This window comes from Agromyces sp. P1_H4 (assembly GCF_056405255.1).
Genome location: NZ_JBFUCL010000147.1, coordinates 1 through 8,728, shown reverse-complemented (window position 1 = coordinate 8,728; position 8,728 = coordinate 1). Strand labels below are relative to the sequence as shown.

General features: G+C 71.5%; 8 protein-coding genes and 1 pseudogene. 6 read left to right on the top strand and 3 right to left on the bottom strand.

What is annotated here, in order from left to right; translation table 11 throughout:
• Window positions 1-352: 352 nt before the first annotated feature.
• Window positions 353-1,675, top strand: a pseudogene (rho, locus tag AC1DY2_RS10465) (transcription termination factor Rho); the annotation flags it as partial.
• Between the two features lie 5 nt (window positions 1,676-1,680).
• Complete coding sequence (prfA, locus tag AC1DY2_RS10460; RefSeq protein ID WP_476762371.1) at window positions 1,681-2,757, top strand: peptide chain release factor 1; 1,077 nt, start codon at window positions 1,681-1,683, stop codon at window positions 2,755-2,757.
• 93 nt (window positions 2,758-2,850) lie between these two features.
• Here prfA and epsC read toward each other — a convergent pair whose 3' ends face one another.
• Complete coding sequence (gene epsC / locus AC1DY2_RS10455; protein ID WP_476762370.1) at window positions 2,851-3,429, bottom strand: serine O-acetyltransferase EpsC; 579 nt, start codon at window positions 3,427-3,429, stop codon at window positions 2,851-2,853.
• Between the two features lie 4 nt (window positions 3,430-3,433).
• Window positions 3,434-4,369 (bottom strand): cysteine synthase A, encoded by a 936-nt coding sequence (gene cysK, locus AC1DY2_RS10450; protein ID WP_476762369.1) that lies wholly within the window; start codon window positions 4,367-4,369, stop codon window positions 3,434-3,436.
• Window positions 4,370-4,496: 127 nt separating this feature from the next.
• Here cysK and prmC point away from each other — a divergent pair, with 127 nt between their 5' ends.
• Entirely contained in the window at window positions 4,497-5,369 is an 873-nt protein-coding gene (prmC, locus tag AC1DY2_RS10445; protein ID WP_476762372.1) for a peptide chain release factor N(5)-glutamine methyltransferase, read from the top strand.
• 21 nt (window positions 5,370-5,390) lie between these two features.
• On the opposite strand, the gene AC1DY2_RS10440 is transcribed toward prmC, so the two are convergent.
• Window positions 5,391-6,434: a TetR/AcrR family transcriptional regulator gene (locus AC1DY2_RS10440; RefSeq protein WP_476762368.1), complete on the bottom strand. Its 1,044-nt coding sequence runs from the start codon at window positions 6,432-6,434 to the stop codon at window positions 5,391-5,393.
• 142 nt (window positions 6,435-6,576) lie between these two features.
• On the opposite strand from AC1DY2_RS10440, the gene AC1DY2_RS10435 reads away from it, so the two are divergent.
• The 3 genes from AC1DY2_RS10435 to AC1DY2_RS10425 all read left to right on the top strand — a co-directional run.
• Window positions 6,577-7,488, top strand: a complete 912-nt coding sequence (locus tag AC1DY2_RS10435; RefSeq protein WP_476762367.1) for an ATP-binding cassette domain-containing protein — start codon at window positions 6,577-6,579, stop codon at window positions 7,486-7,488.
• A gap of 5 nt (window positions 7,489-7,493) precedes the next feature.
• Entirely contained in the window at window positions 7,494-8,333 is an 840-nt protein-coding gene (locus tag AC1DY2_RS10430; protein ID WP_476762366.1) for an ABC transporter permease, read from the top strand.
• A gap of 137 nt (window positions 8,334-8,470) precedes the next feature.
• Window positions 8,471-8,728 (top strand): L-threonylcarbamoyladenylate synthase (locus AC1DY2_RS10425; protein ID WP_476762365.1); only part of this gene is annotated, 258 nt, incomplete at its 3' end.

Genomic DNA, 8,728 nt, shown 5'->3' with positions numbered 1-8,728 from the left:
CGGCATACGAGATCCAAGGTAGTCTCGTGGGCTCGGAGATGTGTATMAGAGACCGCCCGGCGAGGGCGCCCGTGCCACCCAGTCCGCCGAGGTCGAGGGCGAGGCGCCCTCCGGCGACCAGCCCCGCCAGGGCCGCAGCCGCAACCGCGGCCGCCGAGGCGGAGAGCGCGCCGACCGCACGGAGCGCTCCGGCGACGACGCGCAGAAGTCCGACGAGCGCCAGGGCCGCCAGAACGGCCAGGGCGGCGAGCGCCAGAACGGCGACGCCGGCCGCAAGGGCGACGAGCAGGGCAAGCCGGTGCGCGAGCGCCAGCCCGAGTCCGACGCCGGCAAGGCGCAGGGCGACGGCCGCGGCCAGCAGGGCCAGGCGCAGGGCCAGGCCCGCGAYGCACAGCAGCAGCAGCTCGACGGCGAGGGCGGCCGCCGCAACCGGTACCGCGACCGCAAGCGTCGCGGGCAGGGTGCGACTGACGAGCTCGAGCCCGAGATCCTCGACGACGACGTGCTGATCCCCATCGCGGGCATCCTCGACGTCCTCGACAACTACGCGTTCGTGCGCACCACCGGCTACCTCCCCGGCCCGAGCGACGTCTACGTCTCGCTCGGCCAGGTGAAGAAGTACAACCTGCGCAAGGGCGATGCGGTCGTCGGCTCGATCAAGCAGCCGCGCGACGGCGAGTCGAACAGCCGCCAGAAGTACAACGCGCTCGTGAAGGTCGACTCGGTCAACGGGCAGACCCCCGAGGAGTCGGCGGCGCGCGTCGAGTTCCAGAAGCTCACGCCGCTCTACCCGCAGGACCGCCTGCGCCTCGAGACGGAGCCCACGAAGCTCACGCAGCGGATCATCGACCTCGTGGCGCCGATCGGCAAGGGCCAGCGCGGCCTCATCGTCGCGCCGCCGAAGGCCGGCAAGACGATCGTGCTCCAGCAGATCGCCAACGCGATCTCGATCAACAACCCCGAGGTCCACCTCATGGTCGTGCTCGTCGACGAGCGCCCCGAAGAGGTCACCGACATGCAGCGCACGGTGAAGGGCGAGGTCATCGCCTCCACCTTCGACCGTCCGGCCGAAGACCACACCACGGTCGCCGAGCTCGCCATCGAGCGTGCGAAGCGCCTCGTGGAGCTCGGCCACGACGTGGTCGTGCTGCTCGACTCGATCACCCGCCTCGGCCGCGCGTACAACCTCGCTGCACCGGCATCCGGTCGCATCCTCTCGGGCGGCGTCGACGCCTCGGCGCTGTACCCGCCGAAGCGCTTCTTCGGCGCGGCGCGCAACATCGAGAACGGCGGCTCGCTCACGATCCTCGCCACCGCGCTCGTCGAGACGGGCTCGAAGATGGACGAGGTGATCTTCGAGGAGTTCAAGGGCACCGGCAACTCCGAGCTGCGCCTCTCGCGCCAGCTCGCCGACAAGCGGATCTTCCCGGCCGTCGACGTGAACGCCTCGTCGACGCGTCGCGAGGAGATGCTGCTCTCGCCCGACGAGGTCAAGATCACCTGGAAGCTGCGTCGCGCCCTCGCGGGCCTCGACCAGCAGCCGGCGCTCGAGGCCGTGCTCGGCCGTCTCAAGGAGACGCAGTCGAACGTCGAGTTCCTCATGCTCATGCAGAAGTCGATGCCGGTCGCCAACGGCGCCGCTCACTCGCACGGGCACGAGACCGACCACCGGTAGGCCGCGTGTTCGAGTCCGTCCAGGCCATGCTCGCCGAGCACGGCGAGCTCCAGGAGGAGCTCGCCGACCCGGCGCTGCACGCCGACGCCGCGCGCGCCAAGAAGGTCAACCGCCGCTACGCCGAGCTCAGCCGCATCGTGGCCGCGCACACCGCGTGGCAGCAGGCGGGCGACGACCTCGAGGCGGCGCGTGAGCTGGCCAAGGAGGACGACGCGTTCGCCGAGGAGGTGCCCTCCCTCGAGGAGGGCCTCGCCACGGCGCAGGAGAAGCTGCGCCGGCTCCTGATCCCGCGCGACCCCGACGACGGGCGCGACGTGATCATGGAGATCAAGGGCGGCGAGGGCGGCGCAGAGAGCGCCCTCTTCGCCGGCGACCTGCTGCGCATGTACATGCAGTACGCGCAGTCCAAGGGCTGGAAGATCGAGCTGCTCGACCAGAACGAGTCCGACCTCGGCGGCTACAAGGACGTGCAGGTCGCGATCAAGTCGAACGCCACCGACCCGTCGCAGGGTGTGTGGGCGCACCTGAAGTACGAGGGCGGCGTGCACCGCGTGCAGCGCGTACCCGTCACCGAGACGCAGGGCCGCATCCACACGTCGACGACCGGCGTGCTCGTCTTCCCCGAGGTCGACGAGCCCGAAGAGGTCGACATCAACCAGAACGACCTGAAGATCGACGTGTACCGGTCGTCGGGTCCCGGCGGCCAGTCGGTGAACACCACGGACTCCGCGGTGCGCATCACCCACCTGCCGACGGGGATCGTCGTGTCGATGCAGAACGAGAAGTCCCAGCTGCAGAACCGCGAGGCGGCGATGCGCGTGCTGCGCGCGCGCCTGCTCGCGCGCCAGCAGGAGGAGCAGGCGGCCGCGGCATCCGATGCCCGCAAGTCGCAGATCCGCTCGATGGACCGCTCGGAGCGCATCCGCACGTACAACTTCCCCGAGAACCGCATCGCCGATCACCGCACCGGCTACAAGGCCTACAACCTCGACCAGGTCATGAACGGCGCGCTCGATCCCCTCATCGAGTCGGCTGTCCAGGCCGACGAGGAGGCGCAGCTCGCCGGGCTCGGCGACGACTGACCCCGGGCCACTCGTGCGTCGATGAAGGGGTGGATGCCGCGGCATCCGCCCCTTCGTCGTTCCCGGCTCGACGAGCCTCGTCGACCGACCGCGCTAGATGTGCCAGTCGTGCACGCCGCGCGCGGCGTCCGCCGTGGCGTGCGAGAGGGGCTTGAACGTCGCTGGGATGCCGACGATGAGCGAGTGGGCCGGGGCGTCCTTCGTGACGACGGCGTTGGCGCCGACGGCGCTCCAGGCGCCGATCGTGACGTTGCCGAGCACCTTCGCCCCCGCCCCCACGGTGACGCCGTCCTCGAGGGTCGGATGCCGCTTCGCGCCGCGCGGCGTGCCCCGTGGCGCCTTCCCGCCCAGGGTGACGCCGTGGTAGAGCATCACGTCGTCGCCGACGATCGCGGTCTCGCCGATCACGACGCCCATGCCGTGGTCGATGAAGAAGCGGCGGCCGATGTGCGCGCCGGGGTGGATCTCCACCCCGGTGAGGAAGCGCACGAACTGCGAGCCGAGCCGCGCGGGCAGCCGGAAGCCGCTCTCCCACAGCCGGTGCATGAGGCGGTAGCCCCAGATGGCGTGCAGGCCCGAGTACGCGAGCGCGACCTCGGCGGCGCTCCGTGAAGCGGGGTCGTGGGCGCGAGCGGTGGCGATGTCTTCCCGGAGGCTGGCGAGGATTCCCACCCGCTCAGTCAAGCAGACCTTCGTACAGCACCGTGGACAGGTAGCGCTCGCCGTAGCTCGCGACGATCACGACGATGGTCTTGCCGGCGTTCTCGGGCCGCTTGGCGAGCTCGACGGCGGCGTAGACCGTCGCGCCCGACGAGATGCCGCCCAGGATGCCCTCCTCGATGCCGAGGCGGCGGGCGGTGGCGACGGCCTGGTCGATGTTCACGTCGATGATCTCGTCGTAGACGTCGCGGTCGAGGATCTCGGGCACGAAGTTCGCGCCGATGCCCTGGATCTTGTGGGGGCCGGGCTGGCCGCCGTTCAGGATCGGCGACTCGGCGGGCTCGACGCCCACGATGCGCACCTCGGGCTTGCGCTCCTTGAGCACCTGCCCGACGCCGCTGATGGTGCCGCCCGTGCCGATGCCCGACACGAAGATGTCGACGTCGCCGTCGGTGTCGTTCCAGACCTCCTCGGCCGTCGTGCGGCGGTGGATCTCGACGTTCGCGACGTTCTCGAACTGCTTGGCGAGCACCGCGCCGGGCGTCTCCGCGGCGATCTGCTCGGCCCGCGCGACGGCGCCCTTCATGCCCTCGCCGCCGGGGGTGAGCACGAGCTCGGCGCCGTAGGCGCGGAGGAGCGCGCGACGCTCCTTCGACATCGTCTCGGGCATGGCGATGACGACACGGTAGCCGCGCGCGGCGCCGATCATGGCGAGCGCGATGCCGGTGTTGCCGCTGGTGCCCTCGACGATGGTCCCGCCGGGCTGGAGCTCGCCCGAGGCCTCGGCCGCGTCGACGATGCCGACGCCGAGGCGGTCCTTGACGCTCGCGGAGGGGTTGTAGAACTCGAGCTTGGCGAGCACGGTCGCCGCTGCGCCGTCGGTCACGCGGTTCAGGCGCACGAGCGGGGTGCGACCGAAGACCTCGGTGATGTTGTCGAAGACCTGGGCCATGGTGCTTCCTCTCGGGGTGCAACTCGGTGCGTCTCGGGTGTGCGAGCGACGGCGGATGCCGCGGCTCAGCCTACGGCGGCGCCCGCGCCCGGTCACGTGCGTTACATTCCATTTCGTGGATGAACGGATGCCGCCGCAGGGCGAACGCGACGTGAGGACCCTTCGTGGGCAGACGGCGGCGCGCCTCGGTGCGGCGGGCGTTCCGGATCCCGAGGTCGACGCCGACCTGCTCATCGGCCACGTGCTGGGGCTGTCGCGTGGCGGCGTGCAGGCGCGTGCCGTGATGGGCGGCCTGCTCGACGACGAGGCGGCGGCGGCGTTGGAGGCGCTGGTCGTGCGCCGTGCGGCGAGGGAGCCGCTGCAGCACCTCACGGGGCGTGCGGCGTTCCGCTCGCTCGAGCTCGCCGTCGGACCGGGGGTCTTCGTGCCGCGGCCCGAGACCGAGCAGGTCGCGCAGCTGGCGATCGACGCGCTGCGCGCGACGGCGGAGCCCGAGCCCATCGCCGTCGACCTCGGCGCGGGGAGCGGGGCGGTCGCACTCTCGATGGCCACCGAGGTGCCGCACGCGCGGGTGTGGGCGGTCGAGAACTCGCCGGAGGCGTTTCCGTGGACGCGGCGGAATGTCGAGGAGGTGGGCGCCGCGAACCTCGAGCTCGTGTTCGGCGACCTCGCGACGGCGCTGGCCGAGCTCGACGGCCGGGTGGCGGTCGTGATCTCCAACCCGCCCTACGTGCCGGCCGCAGAGATCCCGGTCGACCCCGAAGTGCACCTGCACGATCCGGTGGCCGCGCTCTACGGCGGCGAGGATGGGCTCGATGTCGTCCGCGTGCTCTCCCGGCGCGCGGCCGAGCTGCTGCATCCTGGGGGCCTGCTCGTGATCGAGCACGCCGAGCACCAGTCCGCGGCGATCGCCGACATCCTCTCGGGCGACGGATGGCGCGCCGTCGCGCACCATCGCGACCTCACCCTGCGCGACCGGGCGACGACCGCGATCCGCTGAGCGGCGGCACCCGACCCGGCCTCACCTGGATCGGTCGAGTCGCTCCCGTTCGCGCTCGGCCCGCTCGCGCTCGCGCCGGTCTCGGTCCGCCTGTTCCCGTCGGGCGTGCTCACCGGCCTGCTTCTCACGGTCGAGGGCCTGCTTGATCGCGTCGCGCTCGCGCTTGCGGGCGTCGCGCAGCGCCTTCTCCGCCTCGCGCCTGGCCTTCGCGGCCTCGCGCACCTGCCGGTCGCGGGGGAGGGCGACCTCGGGAGCCGGCGAAGGAGGCCGGGGTGGCGCGATCCCGGCTTGGACTTGGCCGACGTGGAACTCGATGCCGTCGAGGATGCGCTGCAGGCCGAACTCGAAGTCGTCGTCGCCCTCGACCGCTGCCGATCCCGGCTCGGCCACGTAGCCGCCCGCGAGGAGGAGCGGCTGGAGGTACGGGAATCGCTCGGGCGTGACGAGTTCGACGAGCGCGCCGAATGCCCGCTCGCCCGACACCTCGGCGGGGTCCGAGGCCGCGGCGGCGGCGCGGATGTCCCGCTCCTGGGCGCTCGTCGCCCGCGCGTAGCTCGTGAGCAGCAGCAGGGTCGACATCTTCTCGCCGTCGCTGAGGGGCAGCTCGCGCGCCTCGCGGAGGAACCAGTCGACGATCGTGAGGCTGTTGGGCGTGATGGGCGCGCCCGACACCGGGATGTCGACGAGCCAGGGGTGGGCGCGATACGCGTCGCGGATGGCGAGCACCCACGCGGTGACGCCGTCGCGCCAGGCGCGCTCGACCTCGTCGTCGGGAACCGGCATGGTGCTCGCCGCCTCCTGCATGAGGAGGATCAGGTCGTCCTTGCTCGTCACGTACCGGTAGAGCGACATCGTCGTGAAGCCGAGGGAGGTCGCGACCCGGCTCATGGAGACGGCTCCCAGCCCCTCGGCATCGGCGATCTCGATGGCCGCGTCGACGATGCGCTCGATGGAGAGCTCGCGCTTCGGCCCCCGCTGCGGGTGGGCCGCGATGCCCCAGGCGAGCGCGACGCCCCTGGGGAGCTCGGGGTCGGGCTGCTCGTCGGGCGGCGTGGGGTTGGGCATCGGCTCCCGTTCTCGTGCGTCGAGCGTGGCGCTCAGGTGTTGACGACAGTCTAGAACTGTGTATTACTTAAACAACAGTGGATTACATACACAGTTTGCGGCATACGCAGACGCCACCGGACACCTACGAAAGGAGCAGCACATGACACTCGCCATCGACGCACGCGCATTGCGCAAGCGCTTCGGTCGCACCGAGGTGCTCGCCGGGCTCGACCTCACGGTCCCCAGCGGCAGCGTGTTCGCCCTGCTCGGGCCGAACGGCGCGGGCAAGACGACCACGATCAACATCCTCACGACGCTCGTGACCCCCGATTCGGGCACCGCCGCGGTCGCGGGCCACGATGTCGTCGCCGACGCCGAGGAGGTGAAGCGCCGCATCAGCCTCACCGGGCAGTCGGCTGCGGTCGACGGCGTCCTCACCGCCACCGAGAACCTCGTCATGATGGGCCGACTCTCGGGTCTGTCGCGCGGCCGGGCGCGGGTCCGGGCGGGCGAGCTCCTCGACCGATTCGACCTCGCGGATGCCGCGGCCCGCCGGGTCGGCACGTACTCCGGCGGCATGCGGCGGCGACTCGACCTGGCCCTGAGCCTCGTCGTCGCGCCGGCCGTGCTCTTCCTGGACGAACCGACGACGGGCCTCGACACCCGCAGCAGGCAGGAGCTGTGGAGCGTCATCCGCTCACTCGCGGGTGCGGGCACCACCGTCTTCCTCACCACGCAGTACCTCGAGGAGGCCGACCGCCTGGCCGACCGCATCGCGGTGCTCGACCGCGGCCGGATCGTCGCCGAGGGCACGCCCGAACAGCTGAAGGCCCGCATCGGCGGCGATGTCGTCGAGCTGCGCGATGCCGACGGCACGCTGCTGCTCGAACTCCCCACCGACGGCAGCGTGCACGGCCTGCGCGCCGCCCTCGACGAGCTCGACCGCAGCCCCGCGGCGGCCGCCGACGGGGTCGCCGTGTCGATCCGCCGCCCGAGCCTCGACGACGTGTTCCTCGACCTCACCGATCGTGACGCCGCATCGGCGTCTCCCGAGCTCATGGAAGCGAAGTGACCGCGATGACCACCACCACCACCACCAGTGCCGCTCCCGGCCGCGCGAGCGGCACCCCCGCATCGTCGGACCTCGTCCGCCCGCGCATCGGCGCCTTCACGGCCGAGTCGACGTTCATCGGCCGCAGCCTCCGGCACTCGATCCGCGACGTCGAGGCGGCGACCATGGCGATCGTCCTGCCGGTCATGCTCATGCTGCTGTTCACGTACATCTTCGGCAACGCCATCGACCCCTCGGGCGGCTACGTCGACTACGTCGTGCCCGGCATCATCCTGCTCTGCGCGGGGTTCGGGTCGGCCTCGACCGCCGTCTCGGTCGCGAACGACATGACGACCGGCATCATCGACCGGTTCCGCACGATGCCGCTGCGCAGCGGCGCGGTGCTCACCGGCCACGTCGTCGCCAGCCTCGTCCGCAACCTCGTCGCGACGGCGGTCGTGATCCTCGTGGCGCTGCTCGTGGGCTTCCGGCCGACGGCGACCCCGATCGAGTGGGTCGGCGTGTTCGCGCTCGTGACGCTCTGGATCCTCGCGATCACCTACCTGTTCGCGGCGATCGGGCTCGCGGCCTCGACCCCCGACGCGGCGAGCGGCTACGGCTTCATCCTGCTCTTCCTGCCCTACCTCTCGAGCGCGTTCGTGCCGGTCGACACCATGCCCGAGTGGCTCCAATGGATCGCCGAGAACCAGCCCATCACGCCCATCATCGAGACCCTCAGGTCGCTGCTCATGGGCACGCCGATGGGCGACTCGGCCTGGTGGGCCGTCGGCTGGTGCGCCGTCATCATCGCCGGCTCCGCCGCGTGGGGCGCGTGGCTGTTCCGCCGCAAGGCGGGGCGTCGCTGAAGGCGACCGCCGAAGGCGGCGACGGATGCCGCGAGCCGCCMGGTTCGCGGCATCCGTCGCGTCTGCCGACCTCGCGCTCGGGCTCGGGTGCCCGGGCCCCGAGGACGGCAAGCCCGCTGGTCTAGAATCGAGCGGTCATGACTGCCATCTACGACTGTTCGGTCGATTCCCAGCTGCTCACCGGCATGCGCCTCGCGCGCGGCGCCATCGGACGCGGCGAGCTCGTGGTGATCCCCACTGACACGGTCTACGGCGTCGCCGCCGACGCGTTCTCGGCTGYGGCCGTCGCGCGCCTCCTCGAGGCGAAGGGTCGCGAGCGCACGTCGCCGCCGCCCGTGCTGATCCCCGGCATCCCCACGCTGGACGCACTCGCCGCCGAGGTGCCCGAACCGGTG